This window comes from Nonomuraea sp. NPDC049158 (genome assembly GCF_040648335.1).
Classification (GTDB): Bacteria; Actinomycetota; Actinomycetes; order Streptosporangiales; family Streptosporangiaceae; genus Nonomuraea.
The window spans coordinates 79,885-94,129 of sequence record NZ_JBEZDM010000001.1 but is presented as its reverse complement, the minus strand read 5'-3'; the positions used below and the strand labels follow the sequence as shown (position 1 = coordinate 94,129).

16 protein-coding genes are annotated in these 14,245 nt (G+C 68.8%); 10 read left to right on the top strand and 6 right to left on the bottom strand.

All coding sequences use genetic code 11. The features are described from left to right. The first annotated feature begins 109 nt into the window (after positions 1 to 109). Together AB0B61_RS00475 and AB0B61_RS00470 are read left to right on the top strand one after the other, a co-directional pair. Complete coding sequence (locus AB0B61_RS00475; RefSeq protein ID WP_358425672.1) at positions 110 to 1,360, top strand: sensor histidine kinase; 1,251 nt, start codon at positions 110 to 112, stop codon at positions 1,358 to 1,360. Then, entirely contained in the window at positions 1,345 to 1,992 is a 648-nt protein-coding gene (locus AB0B61_RS00470; protein WP_358425669.1) for a response regulator transcription factor, read from the top strand. Before AB0B61_RS00475 ends, AB0B61_RS00470 begins: the two co-directional genes overlap by 16 nt. A gap of 6 nt (positions 1,993 to 1,998) precedes the next feature. Here AB0B61_RS00470 and AB0B61_RS00465 read toward each other — a convergent pair whose 3' ends face one another. Beyond that, positions 1,999 to 2,559: a helix-turn-helix domain-containing protein gene (locus AB0B61_RS00465; protein WP_358425666.1), complete on the bottom strand. Its 561-nt coding sequence runs from the start codon at positions 2,557 to 2,559 to the stop codon at positions 1,999 to 2,001. 132 nt (positions 2,560 to 2,691) lie between these two features. Here AB0B61_RS00465 and AB0B61_RS00460 point away from each other — a divergent pair, with 132 nt between their 5' ends. Together AB0B61_RS00460 and AB0B61_RS00455 are read left to right on the top strand one after the other, a co-directional pair. Beyond that, complete coding sequence (locus AB0B61_RS00460; protein WP_358425663.1) at positions 2,692 to 3,465, top strand: SDR family oxidoreductase; 774 nt, start codon at positions 2,692 to 2,694, stop codon at positions 3,463 to 3,465. 68 nt (positions 3,466 to 3,533) lie between these two features. Then, a complete protein-coding gene (locus tag AB0B61_RS00455; protein ID WP_358425661.1) occupies positions 3,534 to 3,890 on the top strand; it encodes a hypothetical protein in 357 nt (118 codons plus the stop codon). A gap of 48 nt (positions 3,891 to 3,938) precedes the next feature. Here the strand turns inward: AB0B61_RS00455 and AB0B61_RS00450 are convergent, their stop codons facing one another. After that, a complete protein-coding gene (locus tag AB0B61_RS00450) occupies positions 3,939 to 4,397 on the bottom strand; it encodes a carboxymuconolactone decarboxylase family protein (RefSeq protein WP_358425658.1) in 459 nt (152 codons plus the stop codon). Positions 4,398 to 4,604: 207 nt separating this feature from the next. Here AB0B61_RS00450 and AB0B61_RS00445 point away from each other — a divergent pair, with 207 nt between their 5' ends. Next, complete coding sequence (locus tag AB0B61_RS00445) at positions 4,605 to 6,875, top strand: helix-turn-helix domain-containing protein (RefSeq protein ID WP_358425655.1); 2,271 nt, start codon at positions 4,605 to 4,607, stop codon at positions 6,873 to 6,875. 120 nt (positions 6,876 to 6,995) lie between these two features. Then, positions 6,996 to 7,439: a DUF1801 domain-containing protein gene (locus AB0B61_RS00440; protein ID WP_358425652.1), complete on the top strand. Its 444-nt coding sequence runs from the start codon at positions 6,996 to 6,998 to the stop codon at positions 7,437 to 7,439. Positions 7,440 to 7,539: 100 nt separating this feature from the next. Here AB0B61_RS00440 and AB0B61_RS00435 read toward each other — a convergent pair whose 3' ends face one another. The 4 genes from AB0B61_RS00435 to AB0B61_RS00420 all read right to left on the bottom strand — a co-directional run bounded on the left by AB0B61_RS00435 (position 7,540) and on the right by AB0B61_RS00420 (position 9,776). Beyond that, positions 7,540 to 8,217, bottom strand: a complete 678-nt coding sequence (locus tag AB0B61_RS00435; RefSeq protein WP_358425649.1) for a LuxR C-terminal-related transcriptional regulator — start codon at positions 8,215 to 8,217, stop codon at positions 7,540 to 7,542. Further along, positions 8,214 to 8,483, bottom strand: coding sequence for a hypothetical protein (locus tag AB0B61_RS00430; protein ID WP_358425646.1), 270 nt, complete (start codon positions 8,481 to 8,483; stop codon positions 8,214 to 8,216). The genes AB0B61_RS00435 and AB0B61_RS00430 overlap by 4 nt, the downstream gene beginning before the upstream one ends. 143 nt (positions 8,484 to 8,626) lie before the next feature. Then, positions 8,627 to 9,352: a GntR family transcriptional regulator gene (locus AB0B61_RS00425; RefSeq protein WP_358425643.1), complete on the bottom strand. Its 726-nt coding sequence runs from the start codon at positions 9,350 to 9,352 to the stop codon at positions 8,627 to 8,629. 145 nt (positions 9,353 to 9,497) lie between these two features. After that, entirely contained in the window at positions 9,498 to 9,776 is a 279-nt protein-coding gene (locus AB0B61_RS00420; RefSeq protein ID WP_358425641.1) for a hypothetical protein, read from the bottom strand. Positions 9,777 to 10,770: 994 nt separating this feature from the next. Here AB0B61_RS00420 and AB0B61_RS00415 point away from each other — a divergent pair. The 4 genes from AB0B61_RS00415 (at position 10,771) to AB0B61_RS00400 (ending at position 14,219) form a co-directional block, all read left to right on the top strand. Then, a complete protein-coding gene (locus AB0B61_RS00415; RefSeq protein ID WP_358425638.1) occupies positions 10,771 to 11,994 on the top strand; it encodes an MFS transporter in 1,224 nt (407 codons plus the stop codon). A 151-nt stretch (positions 11,995 to 12,145) separates the two neighbouring features. Then, positions 12,146 to 12,391: a hypothetical protein gene (locus AB0B61_RS00410; RefSeq protein WP_358425635.1), complete on the top strand. Its 246-nt coding sequence runs from the start codon at positions 12,146 to 12,148 to the stop codon at positions 12,389 to 12,391. Between the two features lie 81 nt (positions 12,392 to 12,472). Next, complete coding sequence (locus tag AB0B61_RS00405) at positions 12,473 to 13,159, top strand: TIGR00266 family protein (protein WP_358425632.1); 687 nt, start codon at positions 12,473 to 12,475, stop codon at positions 13,157 to 13,159. 67 nt (positions 13,160 to 13,226) lie between these two features. Continuing rightward, entirely contained in the window at positions 13,227 to 14,219 is a 993-nt protein-coding gene (locus AB0B61_RS00400) for an aldo/keto reductase (protein WP_358425629.1), read from the top strand. Positions 14,220 to 14,245: the final 26 nt, after the last annotated feature.

The following is a 14,245-nucleotide window of genomic DNA, read 5'->3' as shown; positions in this document are numbered from 1 at the left end:
GGTGAGTGGGGCTAGACCCACTCCACAGCCGATCTGGCGGGGACCAGACGCCGTGCGGTGCACAGTGGTACTGGATCGGTGCAGGGTCATGAAGTGAGAAGGAAGAATCATGCGACAGTGGGTGGCGAGCGCCTGTGTGGGATTCGGGCGAGCGTGCGTCGTGGTGGTCGTCGCCATGCTGGTGCCTGCGGTGTGGGCCGCCGCCGTCGTGTTGTGGTTCTGGTGGTGGGGCGGAAACCTGTGGTCGGGGATAGCGCCGTTCATATGGGCGTGTATCGGCACGCTCGCCCTGTCCCGCCCGGTGTGCCGAATGGTCCGCTCTCTCGTCGCGAAGTGGACGGGCACCGTCATTCCCGCCGGATATCGCCAGGCCGGGCCGGTGACGCAGATGGCGACCGGGCACTGGTGGAACGGCTACTCCTACGAGCGCACCAGCCGGGATGCCCGCATGGATCTGCGGTGGCGAACCCGGTGGCGCGATCCCGCCGTCTGGCGTGACCTGCGGTTCATGGCGATCGTACCGATCACCGCGGGCGTGATCTGCGCGATCCCGCCGGCCGGAGTCGTGGCGGCGGTCCTCGGGTTGTCCCAGCCGGCGCTCCCCGCGCGCCTGGTCGGAGTGCTCGGTCTGGCCGTGGCGATCGGCGGTGCCCCGTACGCCTGGCGGTCCGTCGAGCCGGTAGCCGTCCGCTTCCTGCGCGCCTCACCCGCGACAGCTCTGGCGGACCGGGTGGACGAGTTGACGGCTCAGCGCGCGGACACCACGGTCGCGCAGGCCGCCGAGATCCGCCGGATCGAGCGGGACCTGCACGACGGAGCGCAGGCCCGCCTGGTCGCGCTCGGGCTCTCCTTGGCGACCGCGGAGAAGCTGATGGAAACCAATCCCGACCAGGCCAAGGCGCTGATGCGGGAAGCACGGGCCGGCGCCGCCACGTCGCTGACCGAGCTCCGCGAACTGGTCAAGGGAATCAACCCGCCGGTGCTGAGCGAGCGCGGGCTCGTCGACGCCGTTCGCGCTCTCGCCCTGGACAGCCCGCTCGAAGCGACGGTCAGCACCGACCTTCAGCTACGCCTGGACCCGCCGATCGAGTCCGCCGTGTACTTCGGAGTCGCCGAACTGCTGACCAACGCCGTCAAACACGCCCATGCCACCCGGGCGCGCATCTCCATCGCCAGGGATGACACCGGCATCGTCGTTGACGTCGAAGACGACGGCCGGGGCGGAGCGGGCATGCGACCCGACGGTGGACTCGCGGGGCTACGCCGCCGCCTCGCGGTCTTCGACGGCGCTCTGGAGATCACCAGCCCGGCGGGCGGTCCGACCTGTGTGAGGATGGTGGTGCCATGCGAATCGTTGTAGCCGAAGACCTCTACCTCCTGCGTGACGGGATGGTCCGCCTTATCGAGGCGTACGGACACCAGGTCGTGGCGACGGCGACCACCGGGCCCGAGACGCTCGACGCGCTGCTGAAGTGGCGGCCGGATGTGTCCGTCGTCGATGTCCGCATGCCGCCGACCCAGTCGGACGAGGGGCTGCGAGCGGCTCTCGCCGCCCGCCGCGAGGTGCCCGGGCTGCCGATCCTGATCCTCTCTCAGCACGTCGAACAGCTGTACGCCCGCGAACTCCTGGCCGACGGCGCCGGTGGCGTCGGCTATCTCCTCAAGGACAGCGTGTTCGACGCCGACCAGTTCATCGACGCGCTGATCCGAGTCGCCGCCGCCGGGACCGCCATGGACCCGGCCGTCATCGCCAAGCTGCTGTCCAGCGGGTCCTCGACCCGGCGGCTCGGCGGGCTCACCGAACGCGAACACTCCGTGCTCGGCCTCATGGCCGAAGGACTGTCCAATCAGGCCATCGGTCAGCGGCTCTTCCTCAGTGAAAGCGCCATCAGCAAGTACACCACCTCCATGTTCGGCAAGCTCGGCATCGCCGATGACGACGGCAGCAACCGCCGCGTCCTGGCCGTCCTCACTTACCTCAACGAGCCCTGACCGGCCTCACCTGGTGAAGAGGGCGCGGTGCAGCATGCCGCGCACCCGCCTGATGCGTCCCTCGCGGCGGACCAGGTCATCGCTGGCCACGACGCTCTCGCCCATCGAGATGGCCAGCATCAGGTCCTCGATGTCGATGACCGGGTGGACGATTCCGGCCGCGCGACCTCGCTCGAGCAGCGGCTCGAAAGAGGCGGCGATGCGGCTGTAGAGGTCGGTGAACCACTGCGTGTCCACCCCGGCGAGGACCTGCGCGAGGCCGCGATTCTCCACCTGCATGTCCAGCACGAAGTCGAGCAGCTTCACCACACCGTCGGGCACCTCACGCAACTCTGCCGCGTAGTGCTCGATCTGGGCGGCATTGTCCTCGAAGACCGTGGCCACGAGTTCTTCACGGGTCGCGAAATTTCGGTAGATGGTGGTGCGGCTGACCCCGGCCGCCCGCGCGACCTCTTCCAGCGCCACGTCATGGCCATGCTCGGCGAACACCTGCCGGGCCGCCGACAGCAATCGGTCTCGGTTGCGGGCAGCGTCACGCCGCATCGTCGGTGGGCCGTCTTCACGCACGGTCCAACCCTAGCGGGCATAAACGTACACAGATGTACGGTTAGCTGGTGTGTGGTCCCGGCATCTGCTGGATCACGGCGACTTTCATCACGTACACGGACGCCAGGGCGTCGCATCGATCGGAGCACAGTAATGCGCGGTTTGCGGGAGAAGACGTTCATCGTGGCCGGCGGGGCGACCGGCATCGGCGCTGGTACCGCGGTCAGACTCGCCGAGGAGGGCGCCAACGTCGTCGTCGGCGACATCAACCTGCCCGGGGCGGAGTCCACCGTCGCCAAGATCACCGAGGCGGGTGGCTCGGCGATCGCGGTGCATTTCGATCTCGCCGACGAGGTGTCCATCAACGCGATGGTGGCGCGGACGATGGAGACGTTCGGCACGGTGCACGGCCTGTTCAATGTCGGCGCGGATCTCTCGCCGGGCAATCTCGGGCGCGACAAGTCGCTGCTCGACACCGATCTCGACGTGTGGGAGCGCACCATGGACGTCAACGTGATCGGCTACGTACGGACCGTCCGCGCCGTCCTGCCCCACCTGCTCGCGAACGGCGGGGGCAGCATCGTCAACACCTCCTCGGGCACCGCCGTCAGCGGCGGCGACCGCAAGCGCCCCGCCTACGGGGCCTCGAAGTCGGCCATCAACGCGCTCACGCGCCACATCGCCGGAAACTGGGGCTCCGCGGGCGTACGCTGCAACGGCGTGATGCCCGGCCTCGTCATGGGCGAGACGCAGAAGGAACAGAACGACGTCCAGCTCCAGAAGATGTTCCTGGAGATGGTCCCCACGACCCGCCTAGGCCGTCCGAGCGACCTGGCCGCGACCGTGGCCTTCCTGCTGTCGGACGACGCCGAATGGATCAACGGCCAGGTGTGGGCCATCGACGGCGGCGCCAACATGCGCGCCTGAACCACCGCGGTTCGGCCCGAACCACTGCCCGCGGAGCCGCAGGGCGCGCCAACCGGCGACCGCCGCTCATGACGGCAAAAGGCGACGACGGCCTCCTGGACGCCCTGCGCGCCGCCACCTTCACCCACCGAGGCCCTGCCCATCTCATCCCCATGGGCGGTGACGATGGGTACGTGGAAGAGGCCGAACTGCAATGGGAGAAGGCCCTTCGCCCCGTCCAGAACCAGGCCCTCCGCGACCACCTCCGCTTCCACTGCGTGGGCGACGCGGACGCCGTCTCCGCGGGCGCCCAGTACCTCGCCACCGCGGAATGGCCCCCCCCCGGCAGCGGCGCCGTCGCACACCTGGGCGCCACCCTCATCGCCGGCTGGAGCTTCGGCGAATACCAGCACGGCGCCGCGGTCGTCCGCCTCCCTAACCCCTGAGGTGACCGGTGGGAGCCCGCCCAAGGGCTCCCATCTCGCACGACGCGCCTACCACTGGCCGCCCGCCTGCTGGCGGGTCGGTGCGTTGAGGCGGTTGAAGGCGTTGGTGATGGCGATGTTGAGTACGAGTGCGGCGAGCTCTTTCTGGTCGAAGTGCTTGGCGGCCATGTCCCATACCTCGTTGGGCACCGGGTCGGGCCGGTCGGCGAGCCGGGTGATGGCCTCGGTCAGGGCCAGCGCGGCGCGTTCCTCCTCGCTGAACCAGGGCGTCTCACGCCAGGCGACGACGGCGTGGGCCTGTTCGTCGGTGGCGCCGTGGTGGCGGAGCTGCTGGGCGCCCCCGGCCACGCAGGGGCTGCAGCCGTTGATCTGGCTGGCTCGCAGGTGGCACAGCGCCAGCAGCTTCCCGTCCACTCCGGCGCCCAGGATGGCCTTGTTGACGGCCATCAGCGCCTGCATCGCCTCGGGGATCAGGGTCGCCGGGTTCGGCATGCGTTCGGTGGGCATCGCTTTCTCCTTCGTGGTCATGTTCTGACGGGAGTCAGTGGTCGTGATCTGACGGGTGTCGGTCGCGTTCCGACGGGAGTCATCTGACCACCGGCGCGTCCGGAACCGCCTCGTCCGTGGGACAGCGTGGGACACCCGGAATGTGGCCTATCTGCGGAAACGACCCTCTGTTCCGTGGTCGCGGGCTGGGACGGGTACCGTGTGCGGGTGTCGAGCGCACCTGAACACCTGACCGCCCAGCTCACCCAGATCAAGGAGTTGAGCGGGCTCAGCGTGCGCGCCCTCGCCCGCCAGGCGGGCCTCAGCAGTTCCTCCCTGTCCCGGTACATGACCGGCCGGCTGGTGCCGCCCTGGGAAGCCGTCGTGGCGCTGTGCCGGGTCGTCGCCCGCGATCCCCGTCCGCTGCGCGCGGTGTGGGTCGAGGCGTCCAAGGCCGGCGCGGCGCCCAGCCCGCGCCGGAACGACCTTCCTGCCGACCTCGCCGACTTCACCGGACGCGAGACGGAGGCGGCGCTGATCGAGGAGCTGCTGCGTACCACGGGCGCGGTCGCGATCGACGGCATGGCGGGCGTCGGGAAGACCAGCCTCTCCGTGCACGTGGCGCACCGACTCGCGCCGTCCTTTCCTGACGGTGGGCTCTATCTCGACCTGCACGGCTTCACCCCGGGCCAGGAACCGTTGGAGCCGTCGGCCGCACTCGGCCGGCTCCTGGGCGCCCTGGGTGTCGCGCATCCCCCGTCCGACACGGTCGAACGCGCGGCGCTCTGGCGCTCGGAACTGTCCCGGCGCCGGGCGCTCGTCCTGCTCGACAACGCGGTCGACGCGGAGCACGTACGTCCGCTCCTTCCTGGCGCGGGCAAGTCCGCGGTGCTGGTCACCAGCCGCAACCGGCTGGTGAGCCTGGACGGGGTGCCGCCGGTGTCCCTGGAGGCGCTTCCTCCCGCGGACGCGGCGTCGCTGTTCGGCCGGGCGGCCGGGGTGGACCTGGCCGAAGAGGAGGCGGTCGCCCAGGTGCTGCGGCAGTGCGGCGGCCTGCCGTTGGCACTGCGGATGGCGGGCGCGCGGCTGCGGCACCGGCCGGGCTGGACGGTGGCGGTGCTGGCCGAGCGGCTGCGTGACAGTGCCAGTCGCTTCGACTCGGTGTTCGGCATGTCGCTGCAGCAGCTGGACGCGGTCCAGCGGCGCGTGTTCCGGTTGCTGGGCGTGCTGCCCGGCGCCGACTTCGACGCGGCGGTGGCGGGGGCGCTCGCCGACATGACGCCGGACCGCGTCAACGCGGTGCTGGAAGAGCTGGTGGACGCGCATCTGATCCAGGAGCCCTCGCCTGGGCGGTACCGGCTGCACGACCTGATCCGGCGGTACGCGGCGGACATCGCCGCCGATGAGGAGCCGCAGGCGGATGCCGCCGTGCACCGTGTCCTGCGCCACTATCTGGCGCAGGCGACCACCTACGACAGGACGCTGCCCCTGCCCCACCGCAAGGAGGGCGATCCGGCGAAGGCCATGGCCTGGTTCGACACCGAGTACGCCAACCTGATCGCCTGCTTCGACGCCGCAGTCCGGCTCGGCGCGGACGAGGTGGTGGCGGAATTGCCGCCGGCCATGCGTGTCTGGTTCTTCCGGCATCGCGGAACCGACGACCAGATACGCCTGCTCGAAGCGGCCGCGGCCGCCGCGGGACGTCTCGGGCGCGACCAGCAGCGGGCCTCGCTGCTGGTGGATCTCGGGTTCGCCCGCGCCGCCGCCGGTCGTCTCACCGAGGCGCTCGCCGCGTACGAACTGGCCGAACAGTTCGATGTGCACGATGACGAGCTGGCAGGCGCGCTGGCGCTGCGTACCGGCTTCGTCCGCCGGGATCTCGGCGACTTCGAAGCGGCCCAGGCGAAGTTCCGGCTGGCGCGCCTGCTGTTCGAGAAGACCGGGCATCGTTCCGGACGCTCCCAGGCGCTGGCCTTCGACGGCTGGGTGACCCTGCACCTCGGACGGCACAGCGAGGCCGCCGAACTCGCCCATGCGTCACTCGCCCTGGCCGATGGGCCTGCCCGGATAACCGGGCTGGTCACGCTCGGTGTCGCGCTGGCACCGGACAACCCGGCGGAGTCGCTGCGAGCACTGCATGAGGCATTGGAGCTCGCCGAGGCCCAGCACAACAAGGCGTGGTGTCACAACTATCTGGGTGTCGCGCTGCGCGTCATGGGCTCGCTCGACGAGGCACTCGAACACCATCGACAGGCCTTCGAGCTGCTGGAACCGCTGGCCGAGGCCCAGCTGGAGATCGACTTCCTGCCCGCGTACGCCGAGACGTGCCGCGCGGCGGGCCGCTTCGACGAGGCGCTGGCGCTGCACGAGCGCACGATCGAGCTGGCGCGCAAGCTCGGGCGGCCGCACAACGAAACGCTCGCGCGGGAGGCGTACCAGGTCATCGTAGGTGGCGTCCCAGCCCGCGACGATGGAACGGACCCTCGTTTCCGCAGCTAGGCCGCGTTTCCGATGTCCCACGGTGTCCCACGGACGATGCGGGCCCTGACGCGTCGGTGGTCAGATAACTCCTGTCGGAACACACCGACGAACTGCCACCCAGACAAAAGGAAGCCCGCCATGAGCGACACCGAGAAGTACGACGGATTCACCGACGAGGAGCGGAGCGCGATGAAGGAGCGCTCCAAGGAGCTGAAGGCGACCGCCCGGCGCGGCTCGCGCTCGGCCAAGGCCGACGGGGAGAGCGAGGTGCTCGCCAAGCTCGCCGAGATGTCGGAGCAGGACCGCGCCACCGGCGAGCGGCTGCACGCCATCATCAAGGCCAGCGCGCCGGAGCTGGCGCCGAAGCTGTGGTACGGAATGCCGGCCTACGCCCGGGACGGCAAGATCGTCTGCTTCTTCCAGCCCGCGCAGAAGTTCAAGACGCGATACGCGACGCTCGGCTTCAACGACCAGGCCTACCTCGACGACGGCACCATGTGGCCGACCGCCTTCGCCCTGACGACGTTGACCGCCGAGGACGAGGCACGGATCGGCGAGCTCGTGAAGCGGGCGGCGGGCTGAGGAACCGCTCCGGCAGCCACCCAAAAGGCCCTGCCAGGCACCCGCCGCCCGGAGGGTGCCTACTTGCCCAAGCCCTGAAATCTGTTAATTCCGGCGATGCTTACATGGCCTTCGGCGGCGCGGAATCCAGCCCCAGCCGCTGGGCGACCAGGGCCACCTCCGTCCGATTGGAGCAGTTGAACTTCACCAGCAGGTTCGAGACATGCCGTTTGACGCCGTGGATGGATATCCCCATGGCCCGGCCGATCTGGTGGTTGCTCATCCCCCGCAGCAGCAGAGTCAGCACGAAGTGCTCCCGCTGGGTCAACTTCCCGTTCAGGTGCGTGTCCGGGCCGTGCACCGTGGTGGGCACGTCGCCGCGGATCAGCCGGTCGAAGGTACGGGCCAGGCTCGCGACATTGATCTCGTCCCAAAGGAGGCAGCCGGCCACGCCGTACCGCCAGTCGAGGCGCGAGACGATCTCTCCTTGCTCCCGCACGAGGGCCAATATCCTCGGGCGGTTTCGCCGGGGATCGCCGTCCAGCACCTCCGGCACCATGGTGAGCGGTATCACCGCCATGTCGAAATCCTCGCCGGCCAGCCGCGATCTGGCCTCCGCCGCGCTCCGCCCGACCTCGGCCCTGGCGACGTTCGGCACCTTCATGAGCAGCAGGGGCAGCCCGTAATAGGAGACCTCGTTCATGGCGAGGCAGAAGACCGACAGCTTGGAGCACCCTGCCCGGTGACCGGAAAGGGAGGCTGGGAACGGCCTGGTGACCTCCAACGTTCTCGTACTCATCGCATGATCCTCTCTTCTCGGCTCTCTCCTTGGGTGATCACGTCGCAGCGCACTGTCTCGAACGTGCAGATGTCCGATTCGGCCAGGTAGGAGGTGGTCAGGCTGTCCCAGCAGCAGTACGGCAGGCCGGTGGTCTCCAAGGTGCCGAATGTCAGCGCGAGCAGCGATCCGGCGAGGTCGCTGACGTGCCACCCGTAGTGGCGGCCGAAGGCCCGGACGAAGTCGAGGGCCACCGGCACGCGGTTGGTCACGTCCAGCGGGAACATGGTGATGGGGAAGGCAGTCGGCAGGAGTCACCGCGACGCCGCGCAGGTCGATGTTGTCGTACTGGGTCAGCAGGAGAAGCGACAGCAGGTCGTCCGGTGCGCCGTCCTGGTCGAACAGAACCTGACGGCGGCGTCCCAAGGTGTCAGTCACGGTGCCTCACCAGGTGGAAGGAGAAGTCGGTGCCCCGGTGATAGTCCTGGGAGTACAGCAGCGGCCGTCCCGCGCTGTCGTGGTGGGTCTGGATGAGCAGCAGCCACGCGCCGTCGGCTTCGAGGCTGCCGATGCGCTCCGCCTGTGTCTGGCTGAGGGTGACGGCGCGGACCTGGGTGATCGCGTACGCGATGTTGTGGCCGTACTCGGTGAGCAGCTGGAACAGCGACCCGGTCCAGTCCACCTCGTCCAGCGGACGGCCGATGAGCGAGCGGGGGAACAGGTCGATCGAGTAGAGCAGCGCGTCGTCCTGGTAGCGGCGCAGGCGCTCCAGCCGGACGATGGCCTCGCTGCCGGATAGCTGCAGCAGTTCGCGCTGGTTGCGGTCCGGTTCCGTCGCCGCGATGTCCAGCACCGCGTTGACGCCGGTGTAGCCGCGGCTGGCCAGCATCTCCGTGACGCCTTCGAGGCGGGTCAGCGGGCGGTCCAGACTGGGCTGGGAGGTGAGATACCGGCCGTCGCCGTGGCGGGACTGGATGAGTCCTTCCTGCTCCAGGAGCTTGAACGCTTCTCTGATGCTGGTACGTCCGACGTCGAAGAGGGTGATGAGCTCGTTCTCCGAGGGCAGCCTGTCCCCGGGGCGCAGCCCCTGCTCGACGATCAGCGCGTGGAGCCGATCGCGTACCTGTATGGCGAGAGTGGGTTGTCGTCGTGTCACGTGGTTCTCTCCTGCCCGGGCGCACCTTGGAGCGGAGCGACACCGAGCTCTGCGGCCGATGGGTAACTGGGAGCACAGAACCGGCGCGTGACAATCCCGGCTCAGCGCCCATCGTGAATACTCATCAGACAAGTGTCAAGGGTTCTCAGATGACTCGCTCCAGCCAGACCGCGACCCCGTCGTCGCCGTTGCAGGCGGTCACCGACGAGCGCGAGGCGCAGGAGGTCAGCCACGGTCGGCTTCGTTCCAGGCTTGGAAGGCGCGGCGCGCCCGGTCGTGGAAGTCGGTCCATCCCGTCGGTGTACCGGAGCTTTTCGCGCAGGGGCGAGTGCAACGGCTCGTGCCGCTTCAGGGAGTTGGCGATCTGGGAGTCGTGCCAGCCGACGTAGCCACTGCGGACGATGCCGAGCCGGCCGGTCCGCATCGCGGCCGGCCGGAAGGCCGCGGTGACGACCTCCGAGGCGGTCTTGAAGAACGCGCCTCCATCTCCGGGCCGCTCGCCCAGCGGTCGGTTCCAGGTATTCCTGATGGAAGGTGGTGAACCCCGGCATCATGATGCCGTTGGCCAGATAGCCGCCGAGAATTTCGTTGAAGAGGTCGTCCGAGTGGCCGATTATCACTGGCCCATAACCCATGACGGAGTCGATGCACGACACGCCGTTCGCATCGGAGACCTCGCCTCTCTTACCTCGTGAGAACAGCAGCTACTGCCCTTCCGCTCTGAACTTTTTGGTGATCTTCGAGTGAGCGATCCGCTCCTTCCTGGCCATGCTTAATAAGATCGAATAAGCAATTCCAGCGACAATACCTTCGCCCGGCCTGACCCCGTCAAGTGCTCTTTTTCCAGGGTCACCCGATTTTCCGGGTTTCCCCTGCGGCAAAAAGAAAAGAGATCACGCGCGGGCCAGGCGACATAGCAAGGCTTCGCGAGCGCCGTCAAGTGCTCTTTATTCCAGGGTTGACAAACCGGTGGCCGCATATCAAGTTGTGTGGGCCATTGTCGGCGTGATGTGGAGGCGACGTGGACCACGAAGCGACCCGGGGAAGCCCGGATATCATCGGGCGTAGTAAGCGCCTGTCATTACTGCCCGGCGGGCGGTGCCTCGTGCAGATAATCCCCAGCCTGCGCAGTTTCACCTACCAGCGTGATGAAATCGTCTGACCGGCGCTGTTTCCGCCGAACTGCTGGCGCCGCTGAGCCGGTACGCCGTCCCTCCCCGTCCGTCCACCGACGGCGGCCCCGTCGCCTTGGACCTGGACGCGGCCTGGTTGTGGATCCATGTCCAGGACGGTCACCGCGTGTCCCGGCATCGCCGGTCCGCCGACGTGCGCTTCTCCTTCGCCGGACCCGGGCTCGTGGCCATCCAGGCGCGCTTGACCGAAGCGGCGAATGGACCAGATGAAAGCGAAGGAGCCTCATGAACCGCCAGCCAACCTCGGACGCCACGGAACCGAGGGAGAAGTCGCCGCAGCGCACCCCGTGGATGCTGATCGCCATCGTCTACCTCGGCGGCGTCGCCGCGGCGATGAGCCTCGGCAAGTTCGCCTCCGTCGGCCCGGCGGTGGCCGGTGAGCTCGGGCTGTCGCTGTCGGAACTGGGCTGGGTGATCTCGGCGGTCGTCGGTGTGGGCGCCGCCGTCGGCCTGCCCGCCGGATACCTGGTCCGCCGCTTCGGCACGGAGCGGTCGCTGATCACCGGGCTGGTCCTGATGGCGGCGGCGAGCGCGGCGAGCGTGTGGGCGGGCGGCTTCGGCTGGTTGCTGGCCGCCAGAGGCGTCGAGGGCACCGGATACGTCCTGGTCACCATCGCCTGCCCCGCGCTGATCCTCCGCCTGGCCGGCGAACGGGACCGCGGCACCGCCCTGTCGATCTGGGCCACATTCGTCGCCGTGGGCATCGGACTGAGCACCCTTGGGGGCGGCGTACTCGGCTCCGCTCTGGGCTGGCGTGGCTGGATCGGGCTGATCGCCGCGCTGACGCTGGCGATGGCCCTGGTGGTCCGGGTACGGCTGCCGCGCGGATCCGGCCGACTGACGGCGGCCGGGCCCGTTCCCAGGGTCGGGGCCCTGAAGTGGCCGGCCGCACTCGCCGTCGCCTTCTGCCTGGGCGCGCTGGTGACCATTCCGGTGATCGTCCTGCTGCCCACACTCCTCATCGAGGAGTACGGCCGCACGGCCACCGCCGCCGGCGCGGTGACCTCGGTGATCTCCCTGCTCAGCGCGCTCGGCGGCTTGGCCGTGGGAATGCTGCTCCGCCGTGGCACGCCGGTCCGCGTGCTCGCGGTGGTCGGCCTCCTCACCGTCCCGGCGGCCTGGCTCATGTACGGTGGCGCGGCTTCGCTGACGGCGGCGCAGGTCGGCGCGGCGATCATCTCGATGGAGAACGGCTTCCTGGGCGCCCTCGTCTTCGCCGCGCTCCCGATGGTGCTGGACCGTCTCGACCACGCCGATGTCGGCAACGGCGTCGTCGCGCAGGCGGGCAGCCTCGGATCGTTGCTCGGCCCGCCGATGTTCGGCCTGGTGGTCGCCGGGCCGGGCTTCCAGGCCCTCGTACCGGTCATCGCCGTCGGGATGGTCGCCGCCGTCGGCACGCTGCTGCTGGTCGGCGGCCGGGCGACCCGGCCGTCGCCGGGCACCGACTGAGCCGTCAAGCAGGTAGCCGTCCTGAGCCGTCAAGGCAGGTAGCCGTGCCGCCGGCCGCGGAGGCGACGCCCATCCAGTCGATCCTGCGGTTGTTCCTCGCCGTGGCGGTCTCCTGCTCGCCCAGGCCGGGCTGGCGATCTTCACCTTCACCGTGGGAACGGAGTTCGACCACACCGCCCTGGACAGGCAACGCACCGTCGTGGGCGTCGCCGCCCTGGCGATGGTGGCCGTACCGTTCGCTCTGGGCACGGTCGCGGCGATCCCAGCGGAAACCAGATTGCCCACGCCCGCGAGTCTCGCGCTCGTCCTGGGCCTGACCTTCTCCCTGGCGGCGGCGACGGACGCCATCGGCGCGCCCCCGATGCCACGACCAGCCGAAAAGGAGCGCCTTGCCTGAGCGTTTATGCGGCGTCAACGAATCGTGAATGGCCGCCCGGCAGAGTCGCTCGCGAACAAGACGATCGGCATGGAGGCGTACATGAAGACTGAGATCCGCCACCCAGGTTCGTTCGCGGTCGCGCGCTGTCATCTGGACGGCGGGGAGCCCCTGCGCGTCGAGGCGGGCGCGATGTACGCGACGAGCGCGGGGGTTCAACTCCAGGCCAAGGTGGAGGGTGGTCTGCTGCGTGGGCTGGCGCGTTCGGCGCTGGGCGGGGAGTCGCTGTTCACCACCCGCTACACCGCTCCGGAAGGTGGCGGCTGGGTGGATGTGGCGCATCACCTGCCCGGCGATGTCCAGGCCGCCGAGGTACGCGACGACAACGTGCTGCTGTTGACCAGGGGATCGTGGATCGCCTCCAGTGACGGCGTGGAGATCGTCACCAAGTGGGGTGGCATGTCCAACCTCATCGGCAGCGAGGGCGGCTTCCTCATCAAGGCGCAGGGCGGCGGCGTCGTCGTGCTCGGCTGCTACGGCGCGATGGACGTGATCGAGCTGGCGGCCGGCCAGCAGGTCGTGGTGGACTCCGGGCATCTGGTCGCCTACGACGAGACGGTCAAGAGCAATCTGCGCCGGGCGGTCGAGGGCAAGACGATCCAGTCGCTCAAGTCCGGCGAAGGGCTGGTCTTCGAGTTCACCGGACCGGGCCGGATCATGACGCAGACCAGGAATCCCGGCGCCTTGATCCAGCACCTGACGGAAGTGCTCCCCTTCGAGCGCGCCTGACGCATTGACCTCGAGTCGCCTCTAGGGTGCACAATCCCGCCCAACGCTCAAGATGGAGGGGATTCCCATGAGGTATCGCGCGATCGGCAGCGATCCGCAGACTCGTCGTCAGGTCAGTGTGCTGAGTCTTGGCGCGATGCTGTTCGGCACCGCCATCGACGAGGCGACGTCGTACGCCATCCTCGACCGCTACGTCGAGGCCGGCGGCACTTTCCTCGACACCGCCAACAACTACGCCTATTGGGTCAACGGCACTCAGGGGGGTGAAAGCGAGGCGCTGCTCGGCCGTTGGCGACGCAGTCGTAACATCACGGACGAGATCGTCATCGCCACCAAGCTCGGCGGGCGGCCGAACGTTCCATCGTCCACCCTCAGTCATGACCTTGAGGGCTTGTCGGCCCGGGTGATCCGGGAATCCTCGGAGCGAAGCCGGGAACGGCTTGGCGTGGACAAGCTGGATCTCCTGTACGCACACGCCTACCTCGAAGGTTCCACGGTGCCGCTGGAGGAGACGGTCGAGGGTTTCGCCGGTCTGGTCGAGGAAGGCACTGCTGGTCTGCTTGGGGCGAGTAATCACTGGACATGGCGACTCGAGCGGGCCCGGAACCTGGCGGCCACGGCGGGGCTGCCCGGCTACGAGGTCGTGCAATATCACCACACCTACCTCCGTCAGCGCACCGATCTTCCGACGCTGCGCTCTCAGGACGGCAACCTCGGCGTGGTCGGCGGTGACCTGCTCAGCTACCTGCGAGCCGAGCCCGAACTCGCGCTGGTCGCCTACTCGCCCTTGCTGAGCGGCGGTTACGTACGTGACGACAAGCCACTTGGCGACGCGTTCGATCACGCGGGCACCCCCCGGCGTCTCGCGGCGCTGCGGGAAGTGGCCCAGGAGACAGGAGCGACCGTCAACCAGGTGGTGCTCGCCTGGCTCATCGGCGGCGAGGTCCCGATGATCCCGCTGATCGGCGCTTCCTCGATCGAGCAACTGGACGAGAGTCTGGCCGCGGCGGACCTGGAGTTGACGACGGAGCAACGAGCGAAACTCGACGCCGCCCACTGAGCCGACATCACCCGGCGGGCAGAACG

Bases quoted from the DNA above. Each gene is read 5' to 3' on its own strand.
- AB0B61_RS00415 (WP_358425638.1), top strand. From the start codon at position 10,771: ATGAACCGCCAGCCAACCTCGGACGCCACGGAACCGAGGGAGAAGTCG.
- AB0B61_RS00440 (WP_358425652.1), top strand. From the start codon at position 6,996: ATGAGCGACACCGAGAAGTACGACGGATTCACCGACGAGGAGCGGAGC.
- AB0B61_RS00435 (WP_358425649.1), bottom strand. From the start codon at position 8,217: ATGAGTACGAGAACGTTGGAGGTCACCAGGCCGTTCCCAGCCTCCCTT.
- AB0B61_RS00450 (WP_358425658.1), bottom strand. From the start codon at position 4,397: ATGCCCACCGAACGCATGCCGAACCCGGCGACCCTGATCCCCGAGGCG.
- AB0B61_RS00420 (WP_358425641.1), bottom strand. From the start codon at position 9,776: ATGCGGACCGGCCGGCTCGGCATCGTCCGCAGTGGCTACGTCGGCTGG.
- AB0B61_RS00475 (WP_358425672.1), top strand. From the start codon at position 110: ATGCGACAGTGGGTGGCGAGCGCCTGTGTGGGATTCGGGCGAGCGTGC.
- AB0B61_RS00470 (WP_358425669.1), top strand. From the start codon at position 1,345: ATGCGAATCGTTGTAGCCGAAGACCTCTACCTCCTGCGTGACGGGATG.
- AB0B61_RS00455 (WP_358425661.1), top strand. From the start codon at position 3,534: ATGACGGCAAAAGGCGACGACGGCCTCCTGGACGCCCTGCGCGCCGCC.
- AB0B61_RS00460 (WP_358425663.1), top strand. From the start codon at position 2,692: ATGCGCGGTTTGCGGGAGAAGACGTTCATCGTGGCCGGCGGGGCGACC.
- AB0B61_RS00400 (WP_358425629.1), top strand. From the start codon at position 13,227: ATGAGGTATCGCGCGATCGGCAGCGATCCGCAGACTCGTCGTCAGGTC.
- AB0B61_RS00405 (WP_358425632.1), top strand. From the start codon at position 12,473: ATGAAGACTGAGATCCGCCACCCAGGTTCGTTCGCGGTCGCGCGCTGT.
- AB0B61_RS00430 (WP_358425646.1), bottom strand. From the start codon at position 8,483: ATGTTCCCGCTGGACGTGACCAACCGCGTGCCGGTGGCCCTCGACTTC.